Source organism: Pseudomonas sp. B14(2022) (assembly GCF_012030485.1).
Classification (GTDB): Bacteria; Pseudomonadota; Gammaproteobacteria; order Pseudomonadales; family Pseudomonadaceae; genus Aquipseudomonas.
In genome coordinates, this window is sequence record NZ_JAAUVM010000003.1 from 155,909 (window position 1) to 170,054 (window position 14,146).

9 protein-coding genes are annotated in these 14,146 nt (G+C 61.1%); 7 read left to right on the top strand and 2 right to left on the bottom strand.

Annotated elements, in window-relative coordinates; genetic code table 11:
- Window positions 1-46 precede the first annotated feature (46 nt).
- The gene (gene arcD, locus HCF10_RS06565; RefSeq protein WP_167655102.1) at window positions 47-1,474 is read right to left on the bottom strand and encodes an arginine-ornithine antiporter; all 1,428 of its coding nucleotides are present in this window, start codon (window positions 1,472-1,474) and stop codon (window positions 47-49) included.
- Between the two features lie 442 nt (window positions 1,475-1,916).
- Here arcD (HCF10_RS06565) and arcD (HCF10_RS06570) point away from each other — a divergent pair, with 442 nt between their 5' ends.
- The 6 genes from arcD (HCF10_RS06570) (at window position 1,917) to HCF10_RS06595 (ending at window position 8,741) form a co-directional block, all read left to right on the top strand.
- Window positions 1,917-3,344 carry an arginine-ornithine antiporter gene (gene arcD, locus HCF10_RS06570; protein ID WP_131697880.1) on the top strand — a complete coding sequence of 476 codons (1,428 nt, stop codon included), beginning with the start codon at window positions 1,917-1,919 and terminating at the stop codon, window positions 3,342-3,344.
- Between the two features lie 24 nt (window positions 3,345-3,368).
- Window positions 3,369-4,625 carry an arginine deiminase gene (arcA, locus tag HCF10_RS06575; protein ID WP_167655103.1) on the top strand — a complete coding sequence of 419 codons (1,257 nt, stop codon included), beginning with the start codon at window positions 3,369-3,371 and terminating at the stop codon, window positions 4,623-4,625.
- Between the two features lie 12 nt (window positions 4,626-4,637).
- A complete protein-coding gene (locus tag HCF10_RS06580) occupies window positions 4,638-5,648 on the top strand; it encodes an ornithine carbamoyltransferase (RefSeq protein ID WP_015885593.1) in 1,011 nt (336 codons plus the stop codon).
- Between the two features lie 157 nt (window positions 5,649-5,805).
- Window positions 5,806-6,735, top strand: a complete 930-nt coding sequence (gene arcC / locus HCF10_RS06585) for a carbamate kinase (protein ID WP_131697882.1) — start codon at window positions 5,806-5,808, stop codon at window positions 6,733-6,735.
- 18 nt (window positions 6,736-6,753) lie between these two features.
- Window positions 6,754-7,116, top strand: coding sequence for a DUF5064 family protein (locus HCF10_RS06590; protein ID WP_131697883.1), 363 nt, complete (start codon window positions 6,754-6,756; stop codon window positions 7,114-7,116).
- Between the two features lie 116 nt (window positions 7,117-7,232).
- A complete protein-coding gene (locus tag HCF10_RS06595) occupies window positions 7,233-8,741 on the top strand; it encodes a sigma-54-dependent transcriptional regulator (RefSeq protein ID WP_131697884.1) in 1,509 nt (502 codons plus the stop codon).
- A 9-nt stretch (window positions 8,742-8,750) separates the two neighbouring features.
- Here HCF10_RS06595 and HCF10_RS06600 read toward each other — a convergent pair whose 3' ends face one another.
- Entirely contained in the window at window positions 8,751-13,406 is a 4,656-nt protein-coding gene (locus HCF10_RS06600) for a hypothetical protein (RefSeq protein WP_167655104.1), read from the bottom strand.
- A gap of 347 nt (window positions 13,407-13,753) precedes the next feature.
- On the opposite strand from HCF10_RS06600, the gene gcvH reads away from it, so the two are divergent.
- The gene (gene gcvH, locus HCF10_RS06605) at window positions 13,754-14,137 is read left to right on the top strand and encodes a glycine cleavage system protein GcvH (protein WP_005790845.1); all 384 of its coding nucleotides are present in this window, start codon (window positions 13,754-13,756) and stop codon (window positions 14,135-14,137) included.
- Window positions 14,138-14,146: the final 9 nt, after the last annotated feature.

Below are 14,146 nucleotides of genomic sequence, written 5' to 3' on the forward strand. Positions count from 1 at the left end.
AATATGAGAGGGGGCTTGCTCCCGATGAGGCCAGTACTGCCCCCCATCACAACGACAACACCCCGCTGTACAACCCATACGCCGCCAGCCCTGCACCGGCGATCACGCAGCTGAAAATGCCTTTCTCTACGTGGGTAAACAACGGCTGGCCCTGTTCGCGCTTGGCCAGGGCGAACAGGATCACGCCTGGCGCATACAACAGCGCCGACAACAGCAGGTATTTCAGCCCCCCGGCGTAGAGCAACCATACGGCGTAGCCCAGGGCGATCAACCCCACCAGCAAGTCCTTGATGCGATGGCGGTGGGCACCTTCATAGGTTTCACCCCGCCCGCTCAACAGCACGGCATACGCCGCCGACCACAGGTACGGCACCAGAATCATCGACGACGCCAGGTAAATCAGGGTGGTGTAGGTGCTGTGGGAAAACAGCGTGATCACCAGGAAGACCTGGATCATCACATTGGTCAGCCACAAGGCGTTGACCGGCACCTGGTTGGCGTTTTCCTTCTTCAGGAAGGCCGGCATGGTCTTGTCATGGGCGGTGGCGTAGAGGATTTCGGCACAGAGCAGCGCCCAGGACAACAAGGCGCCCAGCAATGAAACCGCCAGGCCGATGCTGATCAGCACCGCGCCCCAGGGCCCGACGATATGCTCGAGCACACCGGCCAGGGACGGGTTTTGCAGGCCGGCCAGCTCCGCCTGGCTCATGATGCCCAGGGACAGCACATTCACCAGCACCAGCAGCAACAGCACGCCAAGAAAGCCGATCACCGTGGCCCGCCCCACGTCCGCGCGCTTCTCGGCCCGCGCCGAATAAACGCTGGCGCCTTCAATGCCGATAAACACAAATACCGTGACCAGCATCATATTGCGCACCTGGTCCACCACACTGCCGAATTGCGGCTTGCCCAGGCCCCAGATGTCAGCCGTGAAAATATCGGCCTTGAACGCCACGGCGGCGATGACCACGAACATCAGCAGCGGTACCAGCTTGGCCACGGTGGTGATCTGGTTGATGAACGCGGCTTCCTTGATCCCGCGCAGCACCAGGAAGTGCACGGCCCATAGCAGCAACGATGCGCAGCCGATGGCCACCGGCGTGTTGCCTTGGCCGAACACCGGGAAAAAATAGCCCAGGGTGCTGAACAGCAACACGAAATAACCGACGTTGCCCATCCACGCGCTGATCCAGTAACCCCAGGCCGAGGAAAAGCCCATGTAGTCGCCGAAACCCGCCTTGGCGTAGGCGTACACCCCGGAATCCAGTTCCGGCTTGCGATTGGCCAGGGTCTGGAAGACGAAGGCCAGGGTCAGCATGCCCACGGCCGTGATCGCCCAGCCGATCAACACCGCGCCCACCTCGGCGCGCGCGGCCATGTTCTGCGGCAACGAGAAGATCCCGCCGCCGATCATCGACCCCACCACCAGGGCAATCAGGGCGCCAAGCCGAAGTTTCTGGGCCGGTTGAGACATGCAGACTCCTGAATAAAAATTGAGCTGACAACCCTGAACTCAACTAATTAAGTCAGCGAGTGTAGCGTTTATTAAAGACAGCGATAAAACCGCCACGCTCATAACTCAACGGCATGACAGTTTATCCAGTTCAGACGTATTTAGAATTTAAACATGGCCACTACTTTGTCGTTTCCAGGTCATTTATTGTCGCCTTTTGGAAAAACTTGCGTATTCAGTAAAAGGGTCTAGTTTCAAACGTCCACACGGCAGACTAAATAATTAATAAAACCGCATAAATCGCTCTGGAACGCGACTTTGCGGGGGAGAGGTATTGCTCGCGACTTTCCTCCTAACTCATTAATTCACAATGGAATGTGCCAATGAAGTGATCTGAGTCAGCTGTTTGATTAGCACACGGAATTATTCTGTGGTCTCTCTTCTCCTGCATTGGAGTTATGCAATGTCTGAATCTCCCGGAAAACTTCGATTGGGTGCACTGGTTGCACTTGTCGTCGGCTCAATGATTGGCGGCGGGATCTTCTCTCTGCCGCAAAACATGGCGGCCAGTGCCGATGTTGGCGCGGTATTGATCGGCTGGGTAATTACCGCCGTGGGCATGCTGACCCTGGCGTTTGTCTTCCAGACCCTGGCCAACCGCAAACCTGATCTGGACGGCGGTGTTTACGCCTACGCCAAGGCCGGCTTCGGTGACTACATGGGCTTTTCGTCTGCCTGGGGTTACTGGATCAGCGCCTGGCTGGGCAACGTCGGTTACTTCGTCCTCCTGTTCAGCACCCTCGGTTACTTCTTCCCGATCTTCGGCGAAGGCAATACGCCTGCGGCGGTGATTGGCGCGTCGGTCTTGCTGTGGGCCGTGCATTTTCTGGTGCTGCGCGGGATCAAGGAAGCGGCGTTCATCAACCTGGTGACCACGGTCGCCAAGGTGGTGCCGCTGGTGCTGTTCGTATTGATCGCCGTGTTCGCGTTCAAGCTGGACATCTTCACCGCTGACATCTGGGGCGTGAAAAACCCCGACCTGGGCAGCGTGATGAACCAAGTGCGCAACATGATGCTGGTCACCGTGTGGGTGTTCATTGGTATCGAAGGCGCGAGCATCTTCTCGGCCCGTGCTGAAAAACGCAGCGACGTCGGCAAGGCCACGGTGATCGGCTTTATCACCGTACTGTTGTTCCTGATGCTGGTGAACGTGCTGTCCCTGGGCATCATGACCCAACCGGAATTGGCCAAGCTGCAGAACCCGTCGATGGCCGCCGTGCTGGAACATGTGGTGGGCCACTGGGGTGCGGTGCTGATCAGCGTCGGCTTGATCATCTCGTTGCTGGGGGCGCTGCTGTCGTGGGTGCTGCTGTGTGCGGAGATCATGTTCGCCGCCGCCAAGGACCACACCATGCCGGAGTTCCTGCGCAAGGAAAACGCCAACCACGTGCCGGCCAACGCCCTGTGGCTGACCAACGCCATGGTCCAGATATTCCTGGTGATCACGCTGTTTTCCGCCAGTACCTACCTGTCGCTGATCTACCTCGCCACCTCGATGATCCTGGTGCCTTACCTGTGGTCGGCGGCCTACGCCCTGCTGCTGGCGGTGCGCGGCGAAACCTACGAAAACGCCCTCAAAGAGCGCAGGAAAGACCTGTTCATCGGCGCGGTTTCGCTGATCTACGCGGTCTGGCTGCTCTATGCCGGCGGCACCAAGTACCTGCTGTTGTCCGCCCTGCTCTATGCCCCCGGCGCGATCCTGTTCGCCAAGGCCAAGCATGAACTGGGCAAACCGATTTTCACCAACGTCGAGAAGCTGATTTTCGCTGCGGTAGTCATTGGCGCCCTGGTGGCTGCCTATGGTCTCTACGACGGCTTCCTGACTCTGTAATTGTTGTTCCTTGGAGGATCTGTAATGACCACGGAAAAAGTGAAGTACGGCGTACATTCCGAAGCCGGCAAACTGCGCAAAGTCATGGTGTGCTCCCCAGGTTTGGCCCACCAACGGCTGACCCCTAACAACTGCGATGAATTGCTGTTCGACGATGTGTTGTGGGTGGCCCAGGCCAAGCGCGACCATTTCGACTTCGTGACCAAGATGCGCGAGCGGGATATTGATGTGCTGGAAATGCACAACCTGCTGACCGACATCGTTGCGAACCCCGAGGCCCTGGACTGGATCCTGGAACGCAAGATCACCTCCAACACCGTGGGCCTGGGCCTGGTCGAGGAAGTCAGCTCCTGGCTGCGCAGCCTTGAGCCGCGCAAGATTGCCGAGTTCCTGATCGGTGGCGTGTCGGCCGATGACCTGCCGAGCAGCTTCGGTGGCAAGACCATCGAGATGTTCCGCGACTTCCTCGGCCACGCCAGTTTCATTCTGCCGCCGCTGCCCAACACCCAGTTCACCCGCGACACCACCTGCTGGATCTACGGCGGTGTGACGCTCAACCCGATGTACTGGCCGGCGCGACGCCAGGAAACCCTGCTGGCCAGCGCCATCTACAAATTCCACCCCGAGTTCACCAACGCGGACTTCCAGATCTGGTACGGCGACCCCGACCAGGAACACGGTGCTGCCACGCTGGAAGGCGGTGACGTCATGCCGATCGGCAATGGCGTGGTGTTGATCGGCATGGGCGAGCGCTCGTCCCACCAGGCCATCGGCCAACTGGCGCGCAACCTGTTCAAGAACAAAGCCGTGGAACGGGTGATCGTTGCCGGCCTGCCGAAATCCCGCGCGGCGATGCACCTGGACACCGTGTTCAGCTTCTGCGACCGCGACCTGGTGACCATCTTCCCCGAAGTGGTCAACCAGATCGTGCCCTTCACCCTACGCCCTGATGACAGCAAGCCCCACGGCATCGACATTCAGCGGGAGAAAACCAACTTCCTCGAGACCGTGGCCGCTGCGCTCAACCTCAAGGCCCTGCGCGTGGTCGAGACCGGCGGCAACAGCTTCGCCGCCGAACGCGAGCAGTGGGACGACGGCAACAACGTGGTGGCCTTGGAGCCTGGCGTGGTGATCGGCTACGACCGCAACACCTACACCAACACCCTGTTGCGCAAGGCTGGCGTGGAAGTCATCACCATCAGCGCCGGTGAACTCGGCCGTGGCCGTGGCGGCGGCCACTGCATGACCTGCCCGATCATCCGCGACCCTATCGACTATTAAGGAGATTCCATCATGGCTTTCAATATGCGCAACCGCAGCCTACTGTCGCTGATGCACCACACCACCCGCGAACTGAATTACCTGCTGGACCTGTCCCGCGACCTCAAGCGCGCCAAATACACCGGCACCGAGCGTCCGCACCTGCAAGGCAAGAACATCGCGCTGATCTTCGAAAAAACCTCGACCCGCACCCGTTGCGCCTTCGAAGTGGCAGCCCACGACCAGGGCGCCCACGTCACCTACATCGACCCGGTGTCGTCGCAGATCGGCCACAAAGAAAGCATGAAAGACACCGCCCGCGTCCTTGGCCGCATGTTCGACGCCATTGAGTACCGTGGCTTCGAGCAGGAAATCGTCGAAGAGCTGGCCAAGTTCGCCGGCGTGCCGGTGTTCAACGGCCTCACCGCCGAATTCCACCCGACCCAAATGATCGCCGACACCCTGACCATGCGCGAGCACAGCGACAAGCCGCTGCATGACATCAGCTACGCCTACCTGGGTGACGCGCGCTATAACATGGGTAACTCGCTGCTGATGATCGGCGCCAAGCTCGGCATGGACGTGCGTATCGGCGCGCCGAAAGCCCTGTGGCCCCACGAAGACTTCATCAAACAGTGCCAGGCATTCGCCGAGGAAAGCGGCGCGCGCATCACCATCACCGAAGACCCGAAAGAAGCCGTCAAAGGCGTGGACTTCATCCACACCGATATCTGGGTGTCCATGGGTGAGCCGGTGGAAGCGTGGGACGAACGCATCGAGCAACTGCTGCCGTACCAGGTCAACGCCAAGATGATGAAGGCCTCGGGCAACCCTCGGGTGAAATTCATGCACTGCCTGCCGGCGTTCCACAACAGCGAAACCAAGGTCGGCAAGGACATCGCCGCACGTTATCCGAACCTGGCCAATGGGGTGGAAGTGACCGAGGAAGTCTTCGAGTCGCCGGCCAACATCGCTTTTGAGCAGGCGGAAAACCGCATGCACACCATCAAGGCGATCCTGGTGTCGGCACTCGCGGATATCTAAAGGCTACACGGGTTAAGTGTGGGAGGGGCGGTGCGACGATTCGACTTGCCCCCGATGGCGGCGGATCAGCTACAGATAAGTTGCCTGACATACCGCTATCGGGATCAAGCCCCTCCCACATTGGCCTCTGTGTTCACACCCATAGAAGGATTGCATTATGCGCATCGTCGTAGCTTTGGGCGGCAACGCCCTCCTGCGCCGTGGTGAACCCATGACCGCAGACAACCAACGCGCCAATATCCGTATCGCCACCGAACAGATCGCCAAGATCCATGCCGGCAACGAGCTGGTCATCGCCCACGGCAATGGCCCGCAGGTCGGCCTGCTGTCGTTGCAGGCGGCCGCCTACACCAGCGTTTCGCCTTACCCGCTGGACGTACTGGGTGCCGAGACCGAAGGCATGATCGGCTACATCATCGAACAGGAACTGGGCAACCTGCTGGACTTCGAAGTGCCATTCGCTACCCTGCTCACCCAGGTGGAAGTGGACGCCAAGGACCCTGCCTTCCAGAACCCGACCAAGCCCATCGGCCCGGTGTACTCGAAGGCCGAAGCGGAAAAACTCGCCGCCGAGAAAGGCTGGGCCATCGCCCCGGATGGCGACAAATATCGCCGCGTCGTGGCCAGCCCGCGGCCCAAACGCATCTTTGAAATTCGCCCGATCAAGTGGTTGCTGGAAAAAAACGCCATCGTGATCTGCGCCGGTGGTGGCGGTATCCCGACCATGTACGGTGAAGACGGCAAGCTCAAGGGCATCGAAGCCGTGATCGACAAAGACCTGTGCTCCTCGTTGCTGGCCTCGCAACTGGACGCCGATTTGCTGGTGATAGCCACCGACGTCAATGCCGCGTTTATCGACTTCGGCAAGCCGACGCAAAAAGCCATCGGCCAGGCCCACCCCGATGACATGGAAAAACTCGGCTTCGCCGCCGGCTCCATGGGGCCCAAGGTGCAAGCCGCCTGCGAGTTCGCCCGCCAGACTGGCAAAACCGCGGTGATCGGTTCACTCTCCGACATCGAAGCCATCGTCCAGGGCAGCGCCGGCACGCGCATCAGCACGGCAACACCTGGCATCACCTATCTGTGAAGTAGAGGAGATACGCCTATGGCCACCTTTGAACCCGGTCACCTGCACGTCGAACGTCACGCCCTTAACAAGGACGACTACAGCTACAACCTGTGCATCGATTACGAAGTCAGCCAGGATCCAAAGGAAGGCAAGGGCATGCTGTTCAAGCTGCACGGCTCGGTGCAGGGCAAGGACCTCAAGGAGGAGTTCTTCTTGCCCAAGGACCAGGCATTCGACTTCGCCCGGCATGCGATGAACATCGCGCAGAAGTATGGGATGCCGAAGACGGCCGTGCTCAATGGTTCGATGCACAAGCAGTACGACCAGATGTTCGAGGATGTGCGGCATCAGCTGGATGTGAAATCGGGCGATCCGGTCAAACCCGAACACCTGGAATAACTGACAAAACTCTGCTGCAACTGTGGGAGGGGGCAAGCCCCCTCTCACATTTTTTGATCTCTATCGCCTGTCAGGCATACTTGCCGCCTCTCGCTCCCCAGAATTGTTAGCGCCCCATGCGTATCCACGTCAGCTTCATCGACCGCGTCGGCATTACCCAGGAAGTCCTGGCCTTGCTTGGTGGGCGCAATCTCAACCTGGATGCGGTGGAAATGGTGCCGCCCAACGTCTACATCGACGCCCCGACGCTGAGTGCCGAGGTGCTCGAAGAGCTGCGCGACGCGCTGTTCAGCGTGCACGGCGTACAAGCCGTAACGGTAGTGGATATCCTTCCCGGCCAACGCCGCCACCTGCAACTCGACGCCCTGCTGGCGGCCATGACCGACCCGGTGCTGGCCCTGGACAGTGCGGGCAAGATCCTGCTGGCCAACCCGGCAATGATTGCGCTGTACGGGCGCGAGCCGGCGGGGGAAAGCATCGCCGAGCTGTTCAATGACCCGGCATTACTGGACACCTTGCTGGAACAGGGCTTTCGCCTGCCCCTGCGCGAGATCAGCGTCAACGGCCAGACCCTCTTGCTGGACGCCACGCCGATCACCGATGCCGGCGCCCTGCTCACCCTGTACCAACCCAACCGCATCGGCGAACAACTGTCGGCGCTGCACCATGATCATGCCGAAGGCTTTGATGCGCTGCTGGGCGAGTCCCCGGTGATCCGCACGCTCAAGGCACGCGCACAACGGGTGGCCGCACTCGATGCTCCGCTGTTGATCCAGGGCGAAACCGGCACCGGCAAGGAGTTGGTGGCGCGGGCCTGCCACGCCATCAGCGCACGCCACAGTGCGCCGTTTTTGGCGTTGAACTGCGCGGCGCTGCCGGAGAATCTCGCCGAGAGTGAATTGTTCGGTTACGCCCCCGGCGCCTTTACCGGCGCCCAACGCGGCGGCAAGCCAGGGCTGATGGAGCTGGCCAACCAGGGCACGGTATTTCTCGATGAAATCGGCGAAATGTCGCCCTATTTGCAAGCCAAGCTGCTGCGTTTTCTCAACGACGGCAGCTTCCGCCGGGTGGGCGGCGACCGCGAAGTGAAGGTCAATGTGCGCATCCTCAGCGCCACCCACCGCGACCTGGAAAAAATGGTCAGCGAAGGCACCTTCCGCGAAGACCTGTTCTATCGCCTCAACGTGCTCAACGTCGAAGTACCGCCCCTGCGTGAACGCGGCCAGGACATCCTGCTGCTGGCCCGCTACTTCATGCAGCAGGCCTGTGCGCAGATCCAGCGCCCGGTGTGCCGCCTGGCGCCCGGCACCTATCCGGCGCTGTTGGGCAACCGTTGGCCGGGCAATGTGCGCCAGCTGCAGAACGTGATCTTCCGCGCCGCCGCCATCTGCGAAAGCAGCCTGGTGGACATCGGTGACCTGGACATCGCCGGCACCTCCGTGGCCCGCCAGAACGACGGCGAAGTCGATAGCCTGGAACAGGCCGTCGAGGACTTCGAGCGCAGCCTGCTGGAGAAGCTCTACGTCAGTTACCCCTCGACCCGGCAGTTGGCCAGCCGCCTGCAAACCTCACACACCGCCATCGCTCACCGCTTGCGCAAGTACGGCATTCCCGGAAAACCCTGAGCGCCTGCATCACCAGAACGCACGCCGGCCACGATGCTTGATAACGCCGGCAGCGCTGAAAAACAGCTGCGCGGCCATGGGCGGGCTGATGCGCGAATAGTAGATCGCGATGGCCTCGTTGTCGGTTTTGTCGAGCAGGCTGCGAAAACTCATGAAGCGCTGCTCCGGCCTTTTCAGATGGCCGGCGTTGTAGGGTAAATCAGGGTCCGTGGGCGATGAATAATGAAAGTGCGCATAAGCCAGGACCTTGCCCTGCCTGTCCTTGACCACATACTCCTGCAGGAAATCATCCACCCGCTTGAGCGCAATACGCCCCTCGATGCGCAGTATCTGCACCTGGTCCCGGGCCAGGAGCCAGGCAATCCCATCCTCATCGGGCGGCAAGCGCTTGATCATCTCGATGCGCAACGCTCGACCCTGCTCCAGAGAGTGGCTGGCGGCCTGTTCCAATTCAGCGAGCAGCGCCTGGGCCGCGGTATCCGGCGTTGACGGCAGCGCCTTGCGAATCTTTTCGGCAACCGCCTTGATGCCCTCGGACTGCCGCGTCAACCGGGCTTCGACGCTGGCCGGCAGCTTGGCACTGCGCGCTTCGTCGCGGGTCTGCTGCAGCACCAGCGGTGCTCTGGCCAACAAGCGGCGCGCGTCGGCCTTGAGGTTTTCCAGGGAGCGCGTCGGCCGCGGCACCACGGCGCCAGCCGGTGTGATCGCTTCGAACGCATCCGAGCCCGGCTGCTGATGCAGGCTCACCACCACGGCCTGGTCAATCGGGTTGATGACATCAACGATGTCTTCGGTCGATTCCGGCGTGCGGGCGCGAACCCGCCCCAATTGATAGCGCTTCTTCGAATCGCGGATCAGCCGTTGATCGGCTTCAAGGGGGCGTACCCGGCAGGGCTGAGGGTTGCGCTCGTGCTCACGCAGCAGCTTCGCCAGGGCGATTCTCGACTCCTGTTCCAGGCTGAGGATCGTGGCTTCCACCGGCACCTCGACATCCCCATGGATCAATTCCGGCGCGGCGGAACGGTATTCATCCAGGAGCGCCAGGGTTTTGGCGTATTCGTGCAGCACCGCCCGGGTGCCCTCGATACGCTGCTGCACACTCAGCACGCCTGGCTCATCGATGGTTTTCTGGGACTGGGCCGACTGGATCGCCTCATCCATGGCCGCGTCGATCCGACTGAAGTCGTCCTGCTCTTCAGGCAGGGGCCGCCGGCGCCACAGCTGCTCCTTGAGCACCTGCAACTGCACGGTCCGCCAGCCCAATGGCTGCCCGTACGAGGACGGTTGCAACTCACCGGTATATGACTTGTAGGCAGGAATGCTGAGCAACCGCTCGTAATTGACCCGCTCCCAGAAGCTCAGGTTGACCATCTTGTCGTGAAACTCGCCGATCCTGCGGCTCTCTTCGGTCAAGATTCCGATAACCGCCTGGGCCGCGGTCGCGTCCTGCCCCGACAGTTGCGCGAGATGCGCTTCGGAAAACTGCTCCTCGCGGCGACTGAAGGTCAGCACGAACATCTGCCGGCGCAGGTTCAGCACGATATCTTCCAACTGCAGGCACTGTTCCCGTTCAAAACCGTCCAGGGGTTTGTTGGCGTTTCTGCGCATAAGCACATTGAGTTTTTTCTGTTGCGCATCGGTCTTTTTTTCCAATTCGCGCAGGTAGCGCGCCCTGGCATCGCGCCGGTGCTGCTCGGTGAAGGCTGCCTCGGAGGTCAGGTGCGCCTTCTCACACAGGTCTTCGGCCGCGGTCACGACACGCTCGAGGCTCTGCAATTCGTTGCTTGCCGCGCTGTACTCGCGCTCAAGCTCAAGCTTTTGCTGCTCGATGTGGGCACGCCGCTGGGCCACCGTGCTCTTTGGCTGCCCGCCAACCAGGCGCAGGCCCAGGTCGACTTTCCAGACCCCATGGGCATCCTTGCCCAGCCACGGACCGAGACGCTGGGGTTGCCGCAGATCGACGACCCGCCAGCCATCCTTGACCGCGCTCAGGCCATACACTTTGCTGTCTATCAACGTGTAAGGCTCCTGACGGGCCGCGCCACTGTCGCCCTGTACCAGCAGACTACCGCGCACCGGGCTCGCCGCCGAGGCCAGCGTCGGCGAGTCGGGCCAGCGCTCGCCCTGCCTGGGTGACCATTGGAACGTCTCGAGCTGGGCACGCTGCTGGGTCGTAAGCCTGGACCTTGAGTTGGCCCAGGAAAAATCCATTGCCGTGACGTCGGCGAATGAACGCTGCCAGGCAAACGTCGACGCCGAGTGGCGCGTGTGGCTGACCGGGATCGCGTCACGGGCCTGGGCACTGCCAGGATTCAGGCGTAATCGTTGATCCAGCGTGACCACAGGGCTCATCAGCAGGCCGGCCACGCTGCCGATCAACTCGGCGAAGGCATTGGCGGAATCTTCGCGGCTGGTCTCGACCGGCAGCGCCAGCACCGTGCGGAACGTCCTGAAGGTTTGGGACAACCAGCCCGCCACCGCCACCGGCCCCCTGACCATCGGCAAAAGCGCATTGAACACTTGCCACAGATCATTCTTGAACAGGGTCCAACGCAGCGCCTCGTTGGAAACCGACTGTTTGACGGCGCGCTGCCACAGGTCTCTGGCGTTTTCATCGAAGACGCTCTCAAGGAACTCGCCATGCACCGGTTCGTCACTCAACAACGCCGGGCTCGATGCGGGCAGCACGTCGAACTCATCGCCCTGCAGCACACGCTGGACATGAGGACGAAGAAAACCGCCGTTGGCAAACAGAGCGCGGCTGTTCTCCGGTAAACGCTGCAGCACCACGCGTTGAAGATCGCCGCCCACCGTTGCGATCTCGTCGAGCAACGCCTGGCGGCTGGGGAACTGTTGCAGCACCGCGTCGGTTTGATCCGGCCGATAGAGAATATGCGGCAACGTGCTGTTGTCGCGGGGACCGATGACAAACAGGTTGTGCGCTTGATGGGCCAGCCCGCCTGCATGGGCCAGGAACGCCAGGGGCCGGGCGACAATCACCTCATCGTCGACCACGCGCTGACGCGGATCTTCCCGCAGCATCGCTTGCACCACCCGAGCGCCTGCCCGGGTGAAACCGTTGCGCTGGCGAAGGCTGTTTTCAAGGGCGCGCATCGGCAGTTGCAGCGCCATCTGATCGACAAACAACCGGCGCCGCCGTGCAGACTGCATCGGGTCGGCGATCAGTGCGTGCTCCAGCAACGACGGATAATACTTGCCCACGTCCACCCGCTCGATCAGTCCCTTGAGATAGGCCGGCGTGACCCAGCGCGGCACGTTACCTGGCGTGGCCTGGTGGCTGATGTGCACACTGGCATAGGCGGTGGCGAAGGGGTTTTCCAGCGACCAGTGGGTCAACGTCCGGGTGGTTCGTTGCGTCCAGCCAACCGTGCCACCCTGGGTGCGCTCGAAGGTCAGGAGGTAGTCGTCCGGGTTGATGGGGGCTTGCGTTGGATGCTCCAGGCGCATTTGCCGTTGCAACGCCTTGCGCGCGTACACATCGATTGGCTCAAGGCCATCGAGGAACATTGCACCGCCGGTGCTGCGTTGCAGGCGCGCCAGGCGCTCCAGCCACTGGCCGTAAGCCAGGCGATCCGCGCTGCTGGCCCGCTGCAACCAGACCGGCAATTGTTCTTCGTGAGGCTGCTCGAGGTAATCCGGGTCGAACCAGGCCAGTGGCGAGGTGAGCGTGATAAACAGCTGTTCATAGCTGCCGATATCGGGCAGTGCCGACCAGTCAACCCGCCGTACATCGCGAAGTTGTCGTTCGAGCAAGGCCTGGGCCAACGCATCGAACACATCGCCCTCGGGCTCGCGCAGTACCCATTGCAGCGGCGCCCCTGGCCGGTAGTGGCTCATATAGCGCGGCAGCAGGTCACCCAAGGCGTCCAGGGATTCGAGCTGCACCAGGTTCATCACCGGGATATAGACGAGGGTGACCTGTTGCCCCGCGACCCGACGCTGCAAGACCAACAGCGGCAGCCATTCGCCCGGGTCCCCGGCCTGGGCCGCATAGACTTGATAGATATGCAGCGCATCGGCATCACCCAAGGCCTCTCGATCCGCCCGATACCCCCAAAGCTGCTGTACCTGCTCATCGCCCAGCCCCAGCAGCAGCCGCGCCTGCTCCGGCGTCAATGGCGGGTTCTGCCGCGCCGTGAGCAGGCATGCACGTAACTGGCTGCTGACCGCGTGCCAACGGCTGTCGGCCGAACCGTCCGACACGCTCGCGTTCCAGTATTGCACCAAGCGCTCGGCAAAACCCGCCAGCACATCGGGCGCCAGGGTGTTGAGCATCCACTCGATATCGTCCACGGTGAGGGCGCCGCTCGCCGGTTGAAACACCTGCGATGCAGACTGCACCAACAGCACATGATGGCCTGGCGTGTAGTTCAGCGCGTCACCCTTCATGCAGCGCTTGATCAGTGCGTCGCTCAAGGTAATAAGCGGCATGTGGCGGCGGCCGGCCAAGGTTGGCTGGATCACACCGATCCAGCTGTTAGCGGCCTGCAGGCCGGAACCGGCAAACCACTGTCCGATCCATTCCTGGATCATTTCCCGGGCCACTTGGGCCAGGCCCAGGCGCCGGGCGAAGACGTTGGATAAATAGTCGCGAGATGTCCGGGCCTGGGAAATCTCCGGGGGAATAAGGTTTGAAGTACTCATGCGGCGCATCCTGATGACGAAGTGCGCGCACGGTAAAACGCGGGCCGGCCTCCCAGACGGTAGATAAATCGCAAAAGCGACGTCCATCCGTACTGAAAGCGCTACAGTGGAACGATATCGCTACAACCTTGTTTTTTACGCGCCATGCAAGGCTTTGATCCGCATAGGCTTTTTTTCGACGGCCGGAGTGTAGCGAAATCGCTACACACAAATGCGCTATCGTTATAACCGCTTTTACCAAGCCATTGATTAATAAAGAGTTAATGACATTGGCCGCGATATTGCTAAGCAACTCTCCATTATTTCCAATCCCGCCCACCAGACGATTCTGGCCCTGAGGAGTTTCCATGAGCGAGTTGCGTTTCACTGAAGATCACGAATGGCTGCGCGCCGAAGCTGACGGCAGCGTCACCGTGGGTATCACCGCTTTCGCACAGAACGCGCTGGGTGATGTGGTTTTCGTGCAACTGCCGGAGTTGCAGGCCTACGACAAGGGCGCTGAAGCATCCACCGTAGAATCGGTCAAGGCCGCCAGCGGCGTGTACATGCCGTTGGACGGTGAAGTGCTGGAAGTGAACGACAAGCTCGATGGCAGCCCGGAACTGGTCAACGAAGACCCGATGGGCGAAGGCTGGTTCTTCCGCTTTAAACCGGCCGATGCCGATGCGGTAGCTAAACTGTTGGATCAGGACGCGTACGACCGCCTGATCAAAGCCAACGCTGAAGCCTGAGGAGCGCGC

Bases quoted from the DNA above. Each gene is read 5' to 3' on its own strand.
- HCF10_RS06595 (WP_131697884.1), top strand. From the start codon at position 7,233: ATGCGTATCCACGTCAGCTTCATCGACCGCGTCGGCATTACCCAGGAA.
- arcC (WP_131697882.1), top strand. From the start codon at position 5,806: ATGCGCATCGTCGTAGCTTTGGGCGGCAACGCCCTCCTGCGCCGTGGT.
- HCF10_RS06600 (WP_167655104.1), bottom strand. From the start codon at position 13,406: ATGAGTACTTCAAACCTTATTCCCCCGGAGATTTCCCAGGCCCGGACA.
- arcD (WP_167655102.1), bottom strand. From the start codon at position 1,474: ATGTCTCAACCGGCCCAGAAACTTCGGCTTGGCGCCCTGATTGCCCTG.
- arcA (WP_167655103.1), top strand. From the start codon at position 3,369: ATGACCACGGAAAAAGTGAAGTACGGCGTACATTCCGAAGCCGGCAAA.
- HCF10_RS06580 (WP_015885593.1), top strand. From the start codon at position 4,638: ATGGCTTTCAATATGCGCAACCGCAGCCTACTGTCGCTGATGCACCAC.
- HCF10_RS06590 (WP_131697883.1), top strand. From the start codon at position 6,754: ATGGCCACCTTTGAACCCGGTCACCTGCACGTCGAACGTCACGCCCTT.
- gcvH (WP_005790845.1), top strand. From the start codon at position 13,754: ATGAGCGAGTTGCGTTTCACTGAAGATCACGAATGGCTGCGCGCCGAA.
- arcD (WP_131697880.1), top strand. From the start codon at position 1,917: ATGTCTGAATCTCCCGGAAAACTTCGATTGGGTGCACTGGTTGCACTT.